The sequence below is a fragment of the Spirosoma pollinicola genome (assembly GCF_002831565.1).
Taxonomy (GTDB): domain Bacteria; phylum Bacteroidota; class Bacteroidia; order Cytophagales; family Spirosomataceae; genus Spirosoma; species Spirosoma pollinicola.
The window spans coordinates 7,721,337-7,741,055 of record NZ_CP025096.1 but is presented as its reverse complement, the minus strand read 5'-3'; the positions used below and the strand labels follow the sequence as shown (position 1 = coordinate 7,741,055).

General features: G+C 46.4%; 20 protein-coding genes. 12 read left to right on the top strand and 8 right to left on the bottom strand.

Going from position 1 to position 19,719, the window contains the following annotated elements; translation table 11 throughout:
* The first annotated feature begins 73 nt into the window (after positions 1–73).
* The 5 genes from CWM47_RS32785 (at position 74) to CWM47_RS32765 (ending at position 5,620) form a co-directional block, all read left to right on the top strand.
* Positions 74–853: a 3-keto-disaccharide hydrolase gene (locus CWM47_RS32785; RefSeq protein ID WP_100992754.1), complete on the top strand. Its 780-nt coding sequence runs from the start codon at positions 74–76 to the stop codon at positions 851–853.
* 132 nt (positions 854–985) lie between these two features.
* Positions 986–2,047 carry an aldose 1-epimerase family protein gene (locus CWM47_RS32780; protein WP_100992753.1) on the top strand — a complete coding sequence of 354 codons (1,062 nt, stop codon included), beginning with the start codon at positions 986–988 and terminating at the stop codon, positions 2,045–2,047.
* A gap of 21 nt (positions 2,048–2,068) precedes the next feature.
* Entirely contained in the window at positions 2,069–3,292 is a 1,224-nt protein-coding gene (locus CWM47_RS32775; RefSeq protein WP_100992752.1) for a class I mannose-6-phosphate isomerase, read from the top strand.
* A gap of 124 nt (positions 3,293–3,416) precedes the next feature.
* Entirely contained in the window at positions 3,417–4,448 is a 1,032-nt protein-coding gene (locus tag CWM47_RS32770) for a sugar phosphate isomerase/epimerase family protein (RefSeq protein WP_100992751.1), read from the top strand.
* A gap of 14 nt (positions 4,449–4,462) precedes the next feature.
* Positions 4,463–5,620 (top strand): Gfo/Idh/MocA family protein, encoded by a 1,158-nt coding sequence (locus tag CWM47_RS32765; protein ID WP_100992750.1) that lies wholly within the window; start codon positions 4,463–4,465, stop codon positions 5,618–5,620.
* 69 nt (positions 5,621–5,689) lie between these two features.
* Here the strand turns inward: CWM47_RS32765 and CWM47_RS32760 are convergent, their stop codons facing one another.
* The 4 genes from CWM47_RS32760 to CWM47_RS32745 form a co-directional block, all read right to left on the bottom strand.
* Complete coding sequence (locus CWM47_RS32760; RefSeq protein ID WP_100992749.1) at positions 5,690–5,974, bottom strand: putative quinol monooxygenase; 285 nt, start codon at positions 5,972–5,974, stop codon at positions 5,690–5,692.
* 43 nt (positions 5,975–6,017) lie between these two features.
* On the bottom strand, positions 6,018–6,761 hold the full coding sequence (locus tag CWM47_RS32755) for a shikimate dehydrogenase family protein (protein ID WP_100992748.1): 744 nt from the start codon (positions 6,759–6,761) through the stop codon (positions 6,018–6,020).
* A 78-nt stretch (positions 6,762–6,839) separates the two neighbouring features.
* Positions 6,840–7,481 (bottom strand): DedA family protein, encoded by a 642-nt coding sequence (locus tag CWM47_RS32750; protein ID WP_100992747.1) that lies wholly within the window; start codon positions 7,479–7,481, stop codon positions 6,840–6,842.
* A 16-nt stretch (positions 7,482–7,497) separates the two neighbouring features.
* The gene (locus CWM47_RS32745; protein WP_100992746.1) at positions 7,498–8,262 is read right to left on the bottom strand and encodes a phosphosulfolactate synthase; all 765 of its coding nucleotides are present in this window, start codon (positions 8,260–8,262) and stop codon (positions 7,498–7,500) included.
* Positions 8,263–8,448: 186 nt separating this feature from the next.
* Here CWM47_RS32745 and CWM47_RS32740 point away from each other — a divergent pair, with 186 nt between their 5' ends.
* The 3 genes from CWM47_RS32740 (at position 8,449) to CWM47_RS32730 (ending at position 12,297) form a co-directional block, all read left to right on the top strand.
* Entirely contained in the window at positions 8,449–8,841 is a 393-nt protein-coding gene (locus CWM47_RS32740) for a PaaI family thioesterase (RefSeq protein ID WP_240625573.1), read from the top strand.
* A gap of 839 nt (positions 8,842–9,680) precedes the next feature.
* Positions 9,681–11,672: a hypothetical protein gene (locus tag CWM47_RS32735; protein ID WP_100992744.1), complete on the top strand. Its 1,992-nt coding sequence runs from the start codon at positions 9,681–9,683 to the stop codon at positions 11,670–11,672.
* A gap of 157 nt (positions 11,673–11,829) precedes the next feature.
* A complete protein-coding gene (locus tag CWM47_RS32730; RefSeq protein ID WP_240625571.1) occupies positions 11,830–12,297 on the top strand; it encodes a PPC domain-containing DNA-binding protein in 468 nt (155 codons plus the stop codon).
* A gap of 53 nt (positions 12,298–12,350) precedes the next feature.
* Here CWM47_RS32730 and CWM47_RS32725 read toward each other — a convergent pair whose 3' ends face one another.
* The 3 genes from CWM47_RS32725 to CWM47_RS32715 form a co-directional block, all read right to left on the bottom strand.
* The gene (locus CWM47_RS32725) at positions 12,351–12,947 is read right to left on the bottom strand and encodes a bifunctional nuclease family protein (RefSeq protein ID WP_100992743.1); all 597 of its coding nucleotides are present in this window, start codon (positions 12,945–12,947) and stop codon (positions 12,351–12,353) included.
* Between the two features lie 126 nt (positions 12,948–13,073).
* Complete coding sequence (locus tag CWM47_RS32720; protein WP_100992742.1) at positions 13,074–14,036, bottom strand: electron transfer flavoprotein subunit alpha/FixB family protein; 963 nt, start codon at positions 14,034–14,036, stop codon at positions 13,074–13,076.
* Between the two features lie 66 nt (positions 14,037–14,102).
* The gene (locus CWM47_RS32715) at positions 14,103–14,840 is read right to left on the bottom strand and encodes an electron transfer flavoprotein subunit beta/FixA family protein (protein WP_100992741.1); all 738 of its coding nucleotides are present in this window, start codon (positions 14,838–14,840) and stop codon (positions 14,103–14,105) included.
* 158 nt (positions 14,841–14,998) lie between these two features.
* Here CWM47_RS32715 and CWM47_RS32710 point away from each other — a divergent pair, with 158 nt between their 5' ends.
* Complete coding sequence (locus CWM47_RS32710; RefSeq protein ID WP_100992740.1) at positions 14,999–15,328, top strand: enzyme of heme biosynthesis; 330 nt, start codon at positions 14,999–15,001, stop codon at positions 15,326–15,328.
* A 40-nt stretch (positions 15,329–15,368) separates the two neighbouring features.
* Here the strand turns inward: CWM47_RS32710 and CWM47_RS32705 are convergent, their stop codons facing one another.
* Positions 15,369–16,178 carry a hypothetical protein gene (locus CWM47_RS32705; protein ID WP_100992739.1) on the bottom strand — a complete coding sequence of 270 codons (810 nt, stop codon included), beginning with the start codon at positions 16,176–16,178 and terminating at the stop codon, positions 15,369–15,371.
* A gap of 316 nt (positions 16,179–16,494) precedes the next feature.
* Here CWM47_RS32705 and CWM47_RS32700 point away from each other — a divergent pair, with 316 nt between their 5' ends.
* From CWM47_RS32700 to CWM47_RS32690, 3 genes are all read left to right on the top strand, one after another.
* The gene (locus tag CWM47_RS32700) at positions 16,495–17,508 is read left to right on the top strand and encodes a hypothetical protein (protein WP_100992738.1); all 1,014 of its coding nucleotides are present in this window, start codon (positions 16,495–16,497) and stop codon (positions 17,506–17,508) included.
* 354 nt (positions 17,509–17,862) lie between these two features.
* Complete coding sequence (locus tag CWM47_RS32695) at positions 17,863–18,693, top strand: WecB/TagA/CpsF family glycosyltransferase (protein WP_100992737.1); 831 nt, start codon at positions 17,863–17,865, stop codon at positions 18,691–18,693.
* A 39-nt stretch (positions 18,694–18,732) separates the two neighbouring features.
* A complete protein-coding gene (locus tag CWM47_RS32690) occupies positions 18,733–19,653 on the top strand; it encodes a glycosyltransferase family protein (protein WP_100992736.1) in 921 nt (306 codons plus the stop codon).
* Positions 19,654–19,719 lie beyond the last annotated feature (66 nt).

The window sequence follows — 19,719 nt, the reverse complement described above, 5'->3', positions numbered from 1 at the left end:
CAAAAAATGAGCTACAACTCAGCCTACGGCTATGCGGACAAGATGCCCGCGCTACACTAATAGTAAAACAGACATGCTTAAAAAAAGAAACCTCAACTTTATCCAGCTAGGGCTGGTACTGGCGGTCATGACAACTGCCACTATCAACACTGCCTGTGTTGCACAAAAGAAAAAAGACGGCTTCATTCAGATATTTGATGGCAAAACGCTCAAAGGTTGGGATGGCGATCCAACTTACTGGCGGGTAGAAAATGGGAATCTGGTTGGCGAAATAACACCGGCCACCTTACTCAAAACCAACAACTTCGTTATCTGGCGGGGTGGAGAACCCGGTGACTTTGAGTTTAAAGGCGAGTTCAACATTACAGAAGCGGGTAATTCCGGCATCAACTACCGGAGTGATCAATTACCTGATGTGCCATTTGCTTTGCGTGGCTATCAGGCCGATATTGACGGGAAGATTCGGTACACGGGTCAGAACTATGAAGAGCGGAAACGGACAACACTGGCTTATAGAGGGCAAAAAACCACAATACCACCTTATACCGGCGCAGCAACACCCGAAGCCGTGCGGGCCAATGTCAAGAACAACGCATGGGGCGGTTTAACCGTGACCGGCTCGCTCGGCAGCTCCGATTCGCTTAAAACATTCATCAAGAGTGAGGACTGGAACACATTCCGACTGGTCATTAAAGGAAACCGGTTACAGCATTACATCAATGATGTACTAATGAGCGATGTAACGGACGAAGATACCGTCAACGGTAAAGCAAAAGGTCTTCTGGGCGTTCAGGTACACGTTGGCCCACCCATGAAAGTGCAGTATCGTAATTTGATGTTAAAGCAATTGTAGTTTAGGGGAATGAGTAATGGTTAATGTATAATGAACAATGTTTAATGAAAAGCTGGCACGTTCCACGCCGATTATGATCATTTTCATTACCCATCATCTATTACCCATTATCCATTTTACACCTTACCAATCTTGACTCCACAATCCTGGACAGATAAAGTCTCAAATCCGGCTCAGATCGGCGGCATCGAAACATCCATACTCGACAATGGAACCGGTCGGGGTGTTCGCATTGCCTGGATCAACACCGGCACGGGTCTTCGCTATAAAGTGGTCATTGACCGGGCAATGGACATTGCCGATGCTTTTTATAATCAACATAGCCTGGCTTGGCTCAGCTACACGGGCATTACACCACCTCAGCCTTTTTCTGATCGGGGCGCCGACTGGCTTCGAACATTTGGTGGAGGCTTGCTCACTACCTGCGGGCTTTCGCACGTGGGCGGCCCCGAGCAAGACGAGTATGGCGAACGCGGACTGCATGGCCAGATTAGCAATTGCCCCGCCGAAATCGAGTCTATCATCCAGCCTGACCCGTTGACCGGCCGACTGGATATGAGCATCACCGGCCGGATTAAGGAAACCAAAATATTCGGCCCCAGCCTGGAACTGCGCCGAACAATATCGGGCACCCTTGGGCAATCGTTTCTCCGGATTCATGATGAAGTGATCAATCGGGCCAACACGCCAACACCGCATATGCTGCTTTATCACTTCAATTTCGGTTGGCCGCTGGTCGATGAAGGAACCGATATTATCTGGCAGGGCGATTGGCAGGCGCGTGAGGGCGGTATGAATGCCGATGTTTTTCATGAAGGCAATGATTTTCGAACCTGTCCGGCTCCCTTGGCAACGCACAGTGGCACTGGCGAAGCCGTAGCGTCTATTGATGCAACGCCCGATAGTGCCGGGCAATGCACGGCTGGCTTGCATAATGCCAAACTGGGTATAGTTATGGCTTTGCGGTTCCAGAAGTCGCAACTGCCGTGGTTGATAAACTGGCAACACTGGGGCAAAGGTGAGTATGTAACAGGTCTGGAACCAACCACCAATCCGCTGATTGGACAAGCCAAAGCTCGCGAACAGAACGAACTTTTGTTTCTGGCACCGGGCGAAATAAAGTCTTATGATCTGGAAATTGAAATTTTACATGAGAAAGACACGATCAATGACTTTCTGAAAAAATATTATTAAGCTGAATACTACAAACCCTTTATGGAAACAACCTCAACACTCAGTGTAATAGAGAAAGCATTAGAACAGGGAAAAGGCGTTTTGCGACTGACGCCAACCTGGGTACCCCGGTCATTTTGCGTGCCAGGCCGCCGAATCAAACTTCACCCGGACGACTACTACGTGTTGGGCGGTGAGCGGGGCGGTATCGACGAACGTTGGTTTTCCTCTACAACACCCGCAAAAAATGGCCCATTAACCGGCGAAAACGAAGGATTGAGTCATGTTGTCTTTACTGATAACGGGCAGGAAGTACAATTTTTGCTGAAAGATGCCGTGAGCGAGTTGAAAGGCGAATTGATCGGTGATCGCTTGTGGGATGAATACGGTGCATGGCCTATGTACTCCAAGTTTTTCGACAACATGGGGCCATTACCGCATCACCTGCATCACAACGACGAACAGGCGGCTCTGATTGGTCAGTTAGGGAAACCAGAAGCGTACTACTTCCCACCCCAGGTAAACAACCACGGTGGCGATTTCCCGTATACCTTTATTGGTATCGCGCCCGGCACATCGAAAGAACAGATAAAAGAGTGCTTACAGAACTTTACCAAAGGCGACAATAAGATCACAAACTATTCATCAGCCTACCGACTCGAACCCGGAACAGGTTGGGATGTACCGCCGGGATTACTTCACGCACCGGGCAGCCTATGTACGTATGAGCCCCAAAAAGCCTCCGACGTATTCGCAATGTATCAGTCGCTGGTGAACGAAGCTATTATTCCGGAAGAGTTGCTCTGGAATGGTACACCCAAAGACCGCATCGGCGATTACGATCAACTTATGGAAGCCATTGATTGGGAGCTAAATACTGACCCGCAGATGATGGCAAATCGGTATATGGTTCCGATGCCCGTTCGGGATACGGAGGAAATGAAAGCCGAAGGCTACAGCGAAGTATGGGTTTGCTATAAATCCGATGCGTTTAGTGCCAAGGAGTTAACCGTATTTCCCGGCCAAACCGTAACCATTAAGGACAGTGCCGCCTATGGCCTGATCATGATGCAAGGACATGGCAAATTAAATGATTGGGACATTGAAACACCCACTATGATCCGGTATGGTCAACTGACAAACGACGAGTTCTTTGTGAGTGAAAAGGCGGCTTTGGAAGGTGTTAAAATTATCAACGCGTCTTCAACAGACCCAATCGTCATGCTAAAGCACTTTGGGCCAAGCAATCCTGATTTGATACTTTAAAAATTTATGACACAGAGATACACAGAGATTAAAGGAGATGCACAGAGTTATCTTTTTATCTTAACCTATCTCTGTGTATCTCTGTGTTTTCTCCGCGTATCTCTGTGTCGAAACTTTTAACCTCATGAACGAAAATAATTATCCAAAGCTCCACAACGCCATGTGGCCGGGTGTTGTAGGAAAAGGTCCCGATTCTGAACCCGTTATTGCGTTCGATACCATGCTCGAACTAACAGCCGGGGCTGAAGTAGACGGTGTGAAATTTGACGGTGTCGATCTGGCCCTCTTCGAGCATATCGACGTCAATATATCGGATGATGAGATAAAGAAACTGGCCGATAAAGTAGGCGGCTACAACCTGAAAATTGGCTCGCTGGTGGCACCTATCTGGGGTGGACCGGCTATGGGTAGTAAAGAAGACCGTGCCAATTTTGTGGAGATGGTTCGTAAATCGTGCCATATCGGACAGAAGCTAACCGAACTGGGTATTCGTCCAAGTGGCGTGGTGCGCATCGACTCCGCCAGTTCGCCCCACGACTGGGATGCCGATCCGACGGGGAATACTAAACTCATTGCCCAAACCTTCCGCGAAGCCTGCGATGTTGCCGCCGATTTCGGAGAGAAACTGGCGGCTGAAGGGGAAATATGCTGGGGCGGTATGCACAGCTGGAAAACCATGCTCGAAACGCTGGAAGCTGTTGATCGACCAAATATGGGCTTTCAGGCAGATATGGCCCACACCTTGCTCTATACAATGGGTTACAACCGCGAGCAGGATCGAATTCTACCCCCCGACTTTGACTGGAGCGACCGGGCCACCCTGGAAGAAGCCCTCAAAACAGTAACCAAAGCGTTACGTCCTTGGACAATCGACTTCCACGTTGCCCAAAATGACGGAACTGTCTTTGGATCAGGTTCGCATGATAAGACAGGCCGCCACTGCCAGGCGTTGGACCCCAATGGTAAACTTGATGTTGTACATGATGCAGGTTACTGGCTGCGCGACGAAAATGGGGTACTTACCAAGGCATTCCGGCACATCTGCTGGGATGGCTGCATGTTCCCCAACGCAGTGATGAATAATCAGCAGACCTGGAACGACATTCTTGGTACTATGATCAAGGTACGGAATGCACACGGCTGGTACGAGGCATAAATAACCCTAAACACATGACTCCCAAAAAAGAAATAAGAATAGGCTTGATAGGAACTGGTCTGATGGGCCGGACTCACACAAACGGCTACAAGCGCATCGGCGACTTCTTTCCTGAACTGGAATATCGCCCTGTGTTAAAAGTAGTCTGTTCGCGCAATGCAGAAAATGTGCAAAAATTCGCCGACCAGTGGGGGTACGAATCCGTAGAAACCGACTGGAGAGCCGTTATTGCCCGTGATGACGTTGATGCCATCGACATCTGTACTCCAAACGATTCGCATGCTGAAATTGCCATTGCCGCTGCTGAAGCCGGAAAAATGATTTTGTGCGAAAAACCATTGGCTCGAACCGTTGCTGAGGCTCAGAAGATGGTGGATGCTGTTGAGAAAGCAAGGGTGAAGAATACGGTTTGGTACAATTATCGGCGGGTTCCGGCGGTTACGCTGGCTAAACAGATTGTTGATTCCGGAAAACTGGGCAAGATTTTTCACTACCGGGCCAACTTCTTGCAGGACTGGACCATTAGTGCCGATGTGCCTCAGGGAGGAACAGGTACATGGCGTATGGATGTCGATGCCGCCGGATCGGGCGTCACCGGCGATCTGCTTGCTCACTGTATCGATACCGCAATGTGGATAAATGGTGCTATTACTGATGTGTCGGCTGTTACGGAGACGTTTATCAAAGAGCGGATGCACCAGGTAACGGGCAAAGTACAGTCAGTTGGTATCGACGACGCCTGTATATTCCACTGCCATTTCGAAAATGGTTCTTTGGGGCTGTTCGAGGCAACCCGGTATGCGCGGGGCCATAAGGCGTTGTACACGCTCGAAATTAATGGCGAACACGCGTCTATCCGGTGGGACTTACACGACATGAACCGGCTGGAATATTTTGATCATAATGATGAGTCGGTTGTTCGGGGCTGGCGTTCTATTCTGGTAACAGACAGTGATCAACCCTACATGAAACGATGGTGGATACCCGGAACCATCATCGGCTATGAGCATACATTCGTTCATCAGGCCGCCGATTTCTTCCAAAGCCTGGAAACCGGCGAACCCTGTGCACCAACGTTTCAGGATGCACTGGAAACCCAGAAAGTTTGCGAAGCCGTAATCGACTCTGCCAACTCAAAAAGCTGGAAGGATACAGGTGCCAAGAATATATAGGACTGACGATATAAGATTATATAAATGAAGGGGTGGATAGCGCATATTCACCCCTTCATTTATATAATCTTATATCGTCACTTTAGTTAGTTCTGCTGGTCCCGCCAACCAGTCTTTTGCCGTTGCGCCAAACGTTTTCATGTGCGGCATCTGGCTGTGGGCAAGCAGCCCTGCTTCATCGTCCCAGCGTTCATGCATAATAAAGCGTTCCGGGTGCTCTGTGCTCTCATATAATTCATAGAGTTGGCAGGCGGCTTCGGTTCGCACATCCTGTACCAATTCGCGGAGAGCATTCTTAAGGTTAGTTTCGGCACCGGGTCGGGCGGTTATCGAGGCAAATACTAAAAGGGGCATCTGTTTTTTCGTTTATACAGGTAAAAGCGATACACCCCGAAATTTACCGTTGCCAGATTTCCCACGCTTTTTCGGCTTGTAATTCAAGCATCCGCAAACCATTATGCACAGCCGCACCGTATTGGAGACCGAGTTGCATAAACTTTGTTTCAGCGGGGTTATAAACCAGGTCGTAGAGTAAATGATGCTCTGTAAGTAACTGATAAGGAATAGAAGGGGCTTCGTCAACTCGTGGATAGGTACCTACCGGCGAGCAGTTGATGATTAGCTCATACTCATTTAGGCGAGAAGCCAGTTCATCATACGTAAGTGTCGTGGTTGTTTTTGTGCGCGATACATACGTATAATCGATACCTAAATCGGTCAGGGCAACGGCAACGGCTTTCGAAGCACCACCCGTGCCCAGCAACAGCGCCCGAATGGTTGTAGAGGTGCGGTTAAGCACGGCCAGCCAGTCAACCAGCGACTGCCGGAAGCCGTAATAGTCAGAATTGTAGCCTGTTCGGGAGCCATCACCTTCTACTTTAATCACATTTACCGCTCCAATTTTTTCTGCCGCAGGGTCAGTTCGATCCAAATAGGGTATAACGGCCTGTTTGTGGGGTATCGTAACGTTTAAACCACGTAAGTCGGGCAAGGCCAGCAAATCGGGTAAGGCTTTACTATCGGGCATCTCAAACAAATCATACCGACTGTCAATAATGCCTTCACGAGCAAATTTTTCGGTAAAGTACCGTTGCGAAAACGAATGTGTGAGAGGGAAGCCGATAAGGCCGTAACGGTTCATAGTGATTGGTTTTAAAAACACTATGCCATTGCTAAGTGCAATGGCATAGGTTGTAAAAGGATAGAGTGGGTAAAGATCTTATTTGGCCCGCTTCTTGAAAAATTCAAAAACGATAGGCAGTACAGATAAGCCGACAATGCCGAATACAACTAGTTCGAAATTTTTCTGAACGATTGGGAAATTTCCGAAAAAATAGCCCAACAGCGAAATACTGGTTACCCATAAAAGGGCTCCCAATATGCAAAACTTAATATAAGTGCCATAGCTCATGCTGCCAGCTCCTGCCACAAAGGGCGCGATAGTACGCACAATTGGAATGAAACGCGCAATGATTACTGTGCGCCCACCATATTTTTCATAGAATTTCTCTGTCTCTGCAATATATTCTCGCTTAAAGAACAGGATTCTCTCCCTTGACTTAATCTTTGTGCCTAAGAACTTGCCAACAAAGTAGTTAACATTATCGCCAAGAAGTGCCGCCACAATGAGCAACGGAATAATGGCCCATACACTTAGGTCGTTGGTAGGTCGGGCCGCTAATGCTCCGGCAGCAAACAGGAGCGAATCGCCGGGCAGCAGAGGCATAAAAATCAATCCTGTTTCGGTGAAAATGATCAGAAACAGGATGGCATATAGTAAAATACCATATTCATTTGCCCATAGATCAAGATAACGATCAAGATGAAGCAAAAAATCGAGTAACGATTTGATAATATCCATAAGAGGGGATTACTTTTTACATCTTATCTAAAAAGTGCGAAAATGTATCGCCCCGTAAGCCCAAGCGAATAGTTTCCAAAGGAATAACTTCGTGGGGTGCAATATTGCCAAGATTAACGTTGGCGCCGAGAAGTTTAACAAACCAGACTTGCTGTTCTTTTTGAGGGGCTTCCCACAGAATTTTCTCAAAAGGAACCTGCGTTAAAATTTCCTCAACTAGCCCTTGCCGAACTTCACCACTTGATCTGAAAAGACCAACCGTTCCACCCTCACGAGCCTCACCGATAACTTTCCAGGCACCGGCCTCTAATTCGGCTTTCATTAATTGAATCCATTTGTAAGGTGGAATAATCTTTGCCTCATCTTTGGAGCCCACTTCAGAAAGTACCGTGACCTGCATAGCGAGTTTACGGATGTATTCGCATTTGTCGTCCTGATTCATATCAATTGACCCATCCGATACCTCCGCATACTTCATTTCATACCGATCCAACAGCTTACGGTATTCATCGAATTGCTTTCTTACAACGAAAGCTTCGAACAAAGTGCCGCCGAAATAAACAGGAATACCTGCTTCGCGATAGATGGCTAGTTTTTCTTTTAACCGTGGGGTAACAAACGATGTGGCCCAACCTAGTTTAACAATGTCCGTGTGATCAGCGGAGACAGATAGAAAATCCTCTACTTCCCGGAGGCTTAACCCTTTATCCATTACCATCGTTATCCCGCTTTGGCGAGGTTTTTCGGCACGATCAGGTATCTGCGTAAGCGTATAATTCATGAGGAGAAATTACGTATGCGTATTATAAACGCCCAAAAGTAGTATAAGTCTTGAAAAACTCCCAAGAAAGTACATAAATAATAGCATGTTATGCGCTTTTAACTTAGTTAAATACTATTTTTGCTCGCTATGAATAACATCACAAACCCACGTCTTGACTTCTTTCGCTCTCAAGTAGGTCAAACTATGAGTGGCAGTATATCACCCTTTGGACGATGGCTTAACGGAACCATACGCGTAGCAGATTATGGCCGCCTAGTGGCTGATTTCATGATTAGGGAGGAGATGACTAACCCGGCAGGCGTGTTACACGGTGGAGCTGGAGCCGCCATTCTGGATGACCTGGTTGGGGCCATGGTTTTCACGCTGGGTCGCGAGTACGCCTATACATCCGTTAACCTGACACTAGATTTTTTACATGCGGCCCGTTTGGGAGAGGTTGTAACAGCAACAGCAGAAGTTATTCGTGAGGGTAAAAATATCGTTCACTGCGAAGGTCGAATCGTAGCCGCTAATGGTAAAATCATTACCAAATGTGCTACTAACCTTATCCAGACATCAGTCAAATTAGCGCTTTGAGCACCTTTGAACGATAAGTGAATTAAATATTGACGATTATTTTGTTACAATTAAGGTCTTTCATCGTCTAAGAAATTTTAGTCTCCTAAGCGTGCAAATAGTACCTCTATCGGTCTGAATTTACAGGTATAGTTATCACTTTTTTATTTTCTATCTATATATAAAATTAAGTCAATACCTTAACTTGAGGCATCTTAATAAGTCAGAAATTGAATTAATTGAGGAAAAAGTAAAAAAAAGTAGAGAAGTTGACGTTTGTTTGTGACTGAAAGAGAGAATTATTTTTTTATCACCATATTCTTTCTATTATTGACAATCGATAAAAAATCTGGCAGTTTTGAACACATTCCGTTTAGAATAGTAGTAGTAGCTATATGGACGCTTAAATGCTTATATAATGGCTTTATGAATAGCCAAAATAGTATATGAACCACTTATTCAGCCTTTTTTTGTGACAGAGGAGTAAAAAAAAGTAAATAGATGAAGTGATTTTTGCAATTCAGTCTTAACATTGCAGGAAAATAGTGAATCTAGGGGGTTATTCGCTGGTATTAATTAGTGAGTAACCTATGGGGCTGGTCAAATTCGTTTGATCATATTTAAGGATAAGACGTTTTTTAGTTGGCTAATCATTAAACCTTGTGAAGCACTAAAATTTTTGTCTGAAAAAGCCGGGCATAAAATACATAATGAGTTTGTAAGAAAACATTTTGTACACATGATAGGCCGTTCCCTAAATTTCCTTAGCCACATTTGGGAGAATATAAGTTTAGTTACAAACATTGCGTCAAATTAACTCAATAAATATGCGAACATTTATCCAACAACACCCCATGAGGATGCTGGCTGGACTCGTGTTGCTAAGTTTTGCAATACCTTCTATCAGTCTTGCTCAACAGGCTGATACAGTCCGGGCTACAGTAAGCCCATCAACAACTGCTCCAAGCGGCACTTACGAGCGCGAGAAAATCTATCGCCTGGGTAAAGGTATTTATACCGATACCCTGCGTCGAACTGATTTCAAAGCGCAGGCGAGTGATGTCGCCGAATTGGACGATTGTGATACTACTTTTCAAACCTTTATTTTAGTCCGGCGGCTGTCTCCTTGGCGAGTTGGCCTTTTTGCTGGTCCTAACTTCGCTTATTGCGGTACCTGGGAGAACACCTTCGGTCCTAACAAGCGGGATAAGACCCTTTACAATGGAGCTGGTTTTAACATTACAGCCAACGTTGATTATTTCCTGACACCGGCTACCCGGCGTCTACGTTTTGGTGTAGGGGCAGCATTTGGTTATCAGAACTACATTACGCGTAGCATTTACCGTGATTATGTGTACGGCCTAGCTAACGCACGCGGTTTCACAAACGATCAGGTAACATTCAATCAACGGCCATCAGAAGATATGTTCCTGACAGTTGGCCCAGTGATGACCATTACTCTGGCTCGTAGCCGTCGCAATCCTGATGCCACAACCTTTATCGAATTAGGAGCGCGCGGAGGTATTTTCCGTACCGAAGCTGCAACGATTGCAGCCTTCACACCATCAACGATCACGCTTCCATCGGGTGTCCCTTCGTTCGTTAATGGTGGTGGCTTGATTCGCTCGGTGAACCCTAGTTCCAATCTGTATCACTTAGGGGCATTAGGTAATCTGGCAATATTCTTTCCATTACGCAACAACTGGAACATTGGTATTCAGGGACAGGGTTTTATTACCCAGTTGAATTACTTGATTATCAACGGGGTTGATGACCAGATTTACGAATTCAAACGTAAACACGGTGGTTTCAGTGCAGGTATAGCGCTTCGCAAAGGGTTTGTTCAAAAGAAACTTATCCCCAAAGCTCCTGTCTCCTGCCCAACTTGCGAACAGATTCCTGAGTTGAACGTACGTTTCAATGGCGCATCACTGAAAGGTGCATCGCTGGCTTTTGTTGACAGCACGAATGCTCAACAAGCTCCTCCTGTTAATACAGCGGCTACGGCACCTGTTATCAGCTGGCGCAGTACAACACCTAATCCAAGAAACGAAACCTTTACGGCTCGTCTGTACTACCGTTCAGACACTGTAGTTGCTGGTTCAACGGATCAGGTAATCGCTCAACTGGAAAACACGACCGATACTACGCTGACGTTCCCAACAGCCTACTTCTCGAATGGTCAGATAAACCGTGGTTTCTATTACGTAACAGTTCACAACAAGCAGGTGGCTAAATGTGGTACATGCATGAGCGAAGTGGCTACGACAAGTTTCGCCAGCATCCGCCAGACTCCACCACCACCTCCTGATTGTGAGTACCGTCATAAACTGGAACGTTTGGAAGTGTACTACCGCACGCCATACACACGTGAAGTGGCTAACGTTTGTTACTGTAACGGTACTGTTACCTCGGTTGGTGACACAGTTACACGTCTTCGCTACCGTGGCCTGAACCGCAGTCTTGCAAACAGCACTGTTGAGTTCGATACAAACACGGTTATCCTGAACCTTCGCGAGCTGCCAGGTGGATTAGCACAGCAACTGCAGGCTGAGAAAGCTAAAATCGAAAGCGGCAACGCCATTCGTTACAAAGGTCGCCGTGTACGTCCGCAGGTTCAATACTTCCGCGCTGTGTTCACCGTTACTAAACTGCCATGCAACGGTCAGCCTGAGCAAGCAGTGGGTAGCTTCAACACAACGATCAGCGACGATAGTTACTCGATCACTGACCTGAAGCCTCTGACAGACGCTCAAAAAGCAAAGTTATTGGCACCTCCAGCTCCCGCTAAGAAAAAAGGTCGTGCTGGTAACAGCGGCCGTCGGTCGGATGGAATCTTCGGTGTTGAATAATCGAACAGCTTAAAAAATAAAAAAACCGGGAGCCGACGCTTCCGGTTTTTTTGTTGGGTTGAGTGCAAGTTTTCTCTAAACATGCAGTGTCCAGACGGTTCAAAAATAGGTATATATAATGCGTACGTTTTTGTTGTTTATCTTAATCCAAAGTATCATGGGCATATTCGACGCGCAAGCACAATCTGCTGATGGACAATCTTCAGCTATTTCGTCCATTATGCAAACGTATTCTGTCCGATTGAAACCAGGGCAGGATTTGAAGAAATCGCTGGATTTACTTGTTCAGCAGGAACGGATAGGGGCAGGCGCATTGATAACCTGTGTGGGTAGCTTGACCGATGTGACACTACGATTGGCTAACCAGGAGGGGCCTAGTGTGTGGCGGGGGCACTTTGAGATTGTTTCGCTCGTCGGGACGCTTTCGACAAGTGGGAGCCATATTCACTTGTCCGTGTCAGATTCAACCGGCCGAACTATTGGTGGACATTTATTGCAGGGCTGCATTATTTACACAACGGCTGAAATACTTGTTGGTGTAATGCCTGAACTTACGTATTCAAGAGAGCCAGATCCAACGTTTGGTTACCATGAGCTGGTCATACGCAAACGGAAAAAGAAGTAACGAAAAAAGCCATCCTGCGAAGGATGGCTTTTTTCGTATATGGTTGACGAATATTAATTGCGTTTGCTCATTTCATCACGAATCTTGGCTGCCCGCTCATATTCTTCATTACCGAGAGCCTCTTCAAGCATTTTCTGCAATTCTTCGGAACTGGCATTTTTCAGCTGATCACCAAAAGATCGGGTCGATGGTCGGTTGGAGGAACGAACCAATTCTTCCTGTTCTTCTTCCTCTTCATTACCACTAGCCGTAATCCCTGCTTCTGACAGGATAGATTCATTCGTATAAATGGGAACATCGAATCGAATACCAATGGCGATTGCATCGGAAGGTCGAGCATCAATAACCGATTCACGGACACCATCGAAGCACACGATTTTGGCGAAGAAAATACCTTCGCGCAGATCGGAAATCATTATTTCACGAACGGTGAATTTGAATTGCTCGGCAAACTGCTTGAACAAATCATGTGTCATTGGCCTATTAGGCACAATCTTTTCGATCTCGATAGCAATGGCCTGTGCCTCAAACATGCCAATTATGATTGGCAATCGTCGGTTGCCATATTCTTCCCCCAACACCAAAGCAAACGAACCTGATTGCGACTGGCTAGGCGATAGTCCTAATATTTCAAGCTTAATCTTATCCACGATGCGAAATTAACAAAAAGTCGTAAGTAATAAGAGACAACCCGACGGTTAATAAATTATACGCACCACAATTTTCAGGTAATTCGTAATTACCTACCGTCAGGCCGACACGCTATACGACAATTTTTATAATGCCTGCACTGCTTTTGTCAGACGGGGAAGTACGTCGAATACATCACCGACAATTCCATAATCTGCCGACTTGAAAAACGGTGCATCGGCGTCTTTGTTAATAACAACAATAACCTTCGATGAGTTTACACCCGCCAAATGTTGAATAGCACCGGAAATGCCACAGGCGATATATAGATTTGGACTGATCTTAAGACCCGTCTGACCAACGTGCTCGGAGTGTGGTCGCCAGTCAAGGTCAGAAACGGGTTTCGAACAGGCTGTTGCGGCATGGAGCGCTTTGGCCAAATCTTCGACAATGCCCCAATTCTCCGGCCCTTTCAGCCCTCTACCAGCAGATACAACAAAATCAGCTTCGGGTAATAAAATATCGCCCGACGATTTCTCCGTACTTTTTACCGAAATCGCAAAGTCGGCGTCATTAAGGGTGGGTGTGAAAGCTTCTACGGAGGCTTTAGCGTCTTTCTCTTCGGGCGTAATGGTGTTTTTCTTGATAGCCAGAATCTTCACGTCGGCTTTCAAATCGTTAAAAGCGAAGGCTTTGCCTGTATAAATACTGCTTTTAACCTGGAATCCATTACTTATATTGGGTAAGTCGATAACGTTTGCTGCCAGACCCGCTTTTAATTTTCCCGCCAAACGGGCAGTCATTGCATCAGCCAGCGATGATTTGGCCAGCACGATGACATTACTGCCTTCCTGTTGAGCCGCAGCGGCAACAACCGTTGCATAGGCCATGCCATTAGGTTCGCTCAATTTGGCATCAGTCGCATGAAGGACTTTAGTCGCGCCAAACTTACCGGCCGAAGCCAGTTCGGTATCGTCAGCAGGGCCAACAATAATTGTGGTGGCTGAGGTGCCCGTCATTTCGGCCACTTTTGACCCGTAAAAAATAGCCTCCTGCGAAGATTTCTTGATTTTACCTTCGTCTAATTCGGCGAATATGAGAACTGACATAGATGAATTTTCGGTTTATGGTTTTCAGCTTTTGGTTCGCGGGCTTTTGCCGGAAACCGTATACACTTAAATTACTTTAGCTTCGGTATGAAGGAGCTGAATGAGTGTTTCGGCGGCATCGGCCGGAATCATCTTAACGGCACCACGCGGAGCTGGAAGCTCATAGCTGGCAACTGTTGTCAGCTTATCCGTGCCGGTTGGCTCAACAACGTTGAGTGGCTTGGTACGAGCGGTCATAATACCCCGCATGTTCGGGATTTTCCATTCGGCAATTGGCTCCTGACAGCCCAGTACCAGTGGTAATTTGGCTTCCAGGCTTTCTTTGCCACCTTCTATCTCGCGTGTAATTTTGGCCGTGTCGCCGTCAATGTCAAGAAGCATTACGGGCGAAATTGATGGAATACCCAGCATTTCAGCAACGATACCATGAACTTGTCCACCGTTATAGTCGATGGATTCACGACCCATTAAGATTAGATCGTAGCTATTTGCTTTGGCAATAGCAGCTATCTGCTCTGCTACGAAATAGGCGTCGGTTGGCTCCGCGTTTACACGGATGGCATCGTCGGCACCAATGGCAAGGCATTTGCGGATTACAGGTTCGGTATCTGCTTCCCCTACGTTTAATACGGTGATGGTAGCCCCCGTTTTTTCCTTTAACTCAACGGCTCTGGCCAATGCATAGTCGTCGTAAGGCCCGGTAATGAATGTTACACCTGCTTTATTCAGTTTGGTGTTATTGTCCGTAAAGGCAATTTTGGTGGTGGTGTCCGGCACACTCGTCACACACACTAAAATTTTCATGCTTATCAAGGTTTTGTGGTTGTTGTTTGTGAATGGCAGCTAATGGCTGATTGTCTAACGTATGAATCGGCCACTTGCGACTATTCACTACTTTTATGACTCAAAAGTACAAATAGTCTTAAATAAAAGTATGCATGCATACTAATTTTATTACACGTATGAATGATGAACGCATCCAACAATTAACTCGCTTTGTAGAGGAGGAACCCGGCGAGCCATTCAATATTTATGCGCTGGCTATGGAATATATAAATGACCAGCCTACGCAGGCGCGGCTTTACCTTGATCGACTGTTGGTTGAACACCCGGATTACTTACCTGCATATTACCATGCCGCTGCTCTTTACGCAGACCTGGCTGAGCGGGAGCGGGCAACTGAATTATATAATAAGGGCATAGCACTGGCTAAGGCTCAGAATAAGCAAAAAACACTTCAGGAGTTAGAGCGTGCCCTCAAGGCGTTGGAAGAGGATGATGACGAGTGGTGAGTTTTGGGATCGGCCCCCTCGTAAACCAAAACAATAAGAGTTACCGACGCCGACGATTTTTTTTCTCCTGTACCAGATCCTGTTTAAACAATAAGGGTACTGTTGCTAGCTCGGGCACGGTATAATTAATGGCCAGATAGCGAGCAGCCGATGCTTTGGGGAAATAAACAAACCCCCTCACAGACTCTCCGGGTGCGAGCGTATTTGCTTTAAGAGCCAGTTCGCGCCAGCGATACTCCTCATAGTCGTAGCGCTGCATCCGGTTTGCAAAGTTGCTGTAGTCGATAGCTCGTTTGACGGCAAGGCCCTGATAGCCCAGTCCATGTGTTACACGATTAGTGGTGTATTCACGATAGGAGTGACTGTTGGACGACGATGATATATCGCTGGCAACGAGTGCTACCATCAGAACTGTATTAAGAACTTTAGCTGTTTTTAGCCGTTTCTCTTCCTGCTTCCGCTTCATGTTCATGCGGCCCGCTTCGTAGGTGGGGTCGGCGGCCGGGCGTGTGAGTTCCAGACTTGGGTTATTTGGATCTGTGAGTGTGTTATGGGCTCCGTCAAGCGCTGTAAAATGGAAATCGGCCGGGTTGACGTCAATAGAATGATCGGTGCGATTTTTCACTTCAATGTCGAGCGTAATAAACTCCATGTCTTCGCGCTCGAAGGAGGCAACTACGCCAACTCCGTTTTGCTCAGCCTTGGTGACTGCCCGACCATCAATCGTTGCTAGATCACCAGAAACCGGTTCGAGTTGATAAGCAGTAGTTAGCGTTGGTGCGCAGCTAGATAGGACCGTTGCCGCAAATCCGATGGCAAGTGTATGGATCAGAACGGAAAGAGGCTTCATGCGTAGCTAATTAGTAGTGGATGTTTCGCTATTGATATGTGTAAAGATACGTAAGTGTCTGGTTTGCTTGTGTTAAAAGCCTTTTAGTTTATTTGACGGAAGTGTGTGTAAAATATTGGTATTGAAATTATAGGTAAGTTATTGAGGATTGGTAATAAAATAAGTTGATGACAACGACTTTTTTTTATGATTGTAAGTAACCTCCCAGCTATAAACGGCTGGTGGCTAAAATCTTATGAATAAAATTTAGTCATATTAAGTAAGTTAGGAACGAATATTGCTAAATTTAAAACGTTGATCCATAACCGTTCCAAGCATGAAAACATTTACACTAGGTTTCGTTTTAATATCCATTTGTCTTACTGCCGATCTATTGGCCCAAAGTCAAATAATAACCCCTGATAATCAGGTGGTTAGCTTTCAGTCGCCTAATGGGACGAGTAATTTGTTTATTGGGCAAAGCACGAGTGCCGTGATAGGAGGAACGTACAACACCTTTATGGGTAGTCAGGCAGGACAAGCTAATACTACTGGCTCCTACAATACTTATTTTGGGTATAAGGCAGGCTCTCCTAATACGGTGGGTAACCATAATACTTTCATTGGCTATGAAGCGGGCAAACTAAATACCGATGGCAGCGACAATGTTTTTATCGGCTACAATGCCGGGCAGCGCAATCAGCGGGGGCATCGTAATTTGATCATAGGGCCTAATGCCGGGTTTGATGGTACAGATGGTCAGGACAATACACTCCTGGGATTCAATACAGCCGGAATAGGGGTAGGTTTATCCAACGCGACTGCCATTGGTGCCAATGCTCGTGTGTTAAGCAGCAATGCCATGGTATTAGGTAATAATGTCAACGTTGGTATTGGCACATCGACTCCACAAAATCGACTCGAACTGACTGCCGGTACGGATGGTCGAAGCGGTTTACGCTTGACTAATTTAACGGCTAACTCACCTACGGCTGATGCGACGGTTGCTAAATTTCTGACCGTTAGTGACAAAGGCGATGTACTGTTATCTGACCGATTGTCGGCGCTGGCAATGACGGTTCAGCCAACATCAGAACGCCAGTGGGCTGATTATGTATTTTCGTCTACCTATAAACTTCAATCCTTATCGGAAGTCGAAAAATACATACAACAAAACAAACATTTACCCGATGTGCCAAGCGCAGGCGAAATGGTTAAACAAGGTGTTGATCTGACAGCATTACTAGCCACACTGGTCAAAAAGAACGAAGAATTAACACTTCATCTTATCGAACAGCAAAAGCGTATTGAGCGATTAGAACAGCAGAATCAACGATTGAAAAGAAAGTAACGGCCGATTAAGTTATAGTATTACTTGCTTTCAGAAGCGGCATCAGATTTTGTTATCTGATGCCGCTTCTGCGTTTAAGTCCACTTGTACGCCTACTTAAACTGTCTCTCAGTATTAAATTATCTTATTGAATACGGACATTAGTATACAATTTACAGGAATAAAATAACTATAGTCAATAAATAACGTATTCAGTTTCATGAATACGTTGTAGTGTAAACATACAAGATTTTATAATTAGTTACTTATTGGTTTCCTTTCGTCTAACACGGCAAACCGGAGAATAGACACTTAAGCAAGTCAAGGGATTTGATTTGCTTATCGAGCTGCCTATTCGTTTCGCAATGTCGTTTTATGCACGTCGATACGCACCAATCTTTAAAAGATCGTCAGCAAAGAGATATAGCTTACGAGGAAATACCAGCTTCGACAGGTAAAGTAGTCATTGGTTTACAAGTAACTGGTCTTTCCTATCGGGAGTTTATTCAGGACGTGCTTCGGGTGGCGCAGCAACGTAAACCAGCTTATGCTTGCTTCGCTAATGTACACATGCTGGTGGAGGCTGCTCATGACAAAACGTTTGCCAGCCTGGTTAATAAAGCGACTTGGGTAACGCCCGATGGAGTTCCGTTACTTTGGGCATTGCGGGCTTTTCATGGCATGCGGCAGGAGCGCATAACGGGCCTTGATGTGTTACCCACACTTCTTCAGGAAGCGGCTCAAACTCAACTGCCGGTTTACATATACGGGTCTACAACGGAGGTATTGAGACGATGCAAGGCCTTCTGTGCCGAGAATTACCCAGGTCTACGTCTGGTTGGCATGCATTCGCCCCCTTTTCGGCCGCTCAGTGATCAGGAAGAAACACACGTCATCAATGATATCACCTCTTCGGGAGCCGCGCTGGTATTCGTCGCCTTGGGTTGCCCGAAACAAGAAAAGTGGATGGCCGCACTCTCAGACCGGATTCCGGCCGTTTTGCTTGGCATTGGTGGCGCCCTTCCGGTGCTGGTTGGCGAGCAAAAACGAGCACCCCGCTGGATGCAGAAACACGGACTGGAATGGCTTTTTCGCTTTGCTCAGGAGCCTCGCCGTCTGCTTGGTCGGTATGTGTCCACCAACCTTTGGTTCATCTATTATTTTTTTCGGCAGCTGATCAGGCAGGGAATTCTACCCCGCTCCTGATCCACCTATTTATGCTCTCACCTGCCTAAAGAACCACTCATGACTGCTCCCGTTATCCTCTTTGCCTTTAAACGTACTGATGAATTGCAGAAAACCATTACAGCACTGCAAGCTAATTACCTGGCCCAGGATACCGAATTATATGTGTTTGTCGACGGCCCGCGTCGCGATGACGAAATTAAGAAAGTAGAGGCTGTCCAGACTTTGGTTGATGCTATTAGCGGTTTCAAACAGATTCATCGCACCTACAGCGAGCTGAATATTGGTTGTGCCAACTCCATTATTGCTGGTGTTTCGCAGGTTTTGAAACGGCATTCGACAGTTATTGTGGTCGAAGATGATGTCGTAACGACGCCCAATTTTCTGGATTTCATGAATCAGTCTCTCGACCAATACGCCGATATACCAACGGTGTTTTCGGTAGGAGGGTACACCTTTCCGTTTAAACGTCCAAATGGCTACACGGATGATGGCTATTTCTTTCCGCGAACCTGTGCCTGGGGATGGGCCATCTGGGCCGACCGTTGGCAAGGGGTGGATTGGGCACTGACGGATTTCGATGACTTCATGAACGACTCAATGGCCCGGCAGCAGTTTAAGGCGGGCGGCAGCGATCGGCTGAGGATGTTGCAACGGGCGAAAAGCCGCGAAATCGATGCCTGGGATATTCGGCTTTGTTACCACGAATTTAAAGTAGGCGGTTACACGCTTTATCCAGCCGTCTCTAAAACGGTCAATATCGGTGTCGATTCGCCCGATTCGACTACCGAAGTCATCTATGATCGCTATAAACCCCTGTTGGACAATGGACAACAACGGCAATTTGCCCTGCCGAAATCAGTACAGACGCATGCTGCTTATAACCGGTGGTTCCTCCGAAAATTTAGTGTTCCAGTTCGTATCTGGAACAAATTGCTGACCTACGGCACGCAAATTTTGCCGATTAAACGTCTTGCCTGAAGCGCCACCAATCATGCCTGTCACTCCTGACGGAGTCACGCTCCTTTTCATTTTATCCACTCCCAA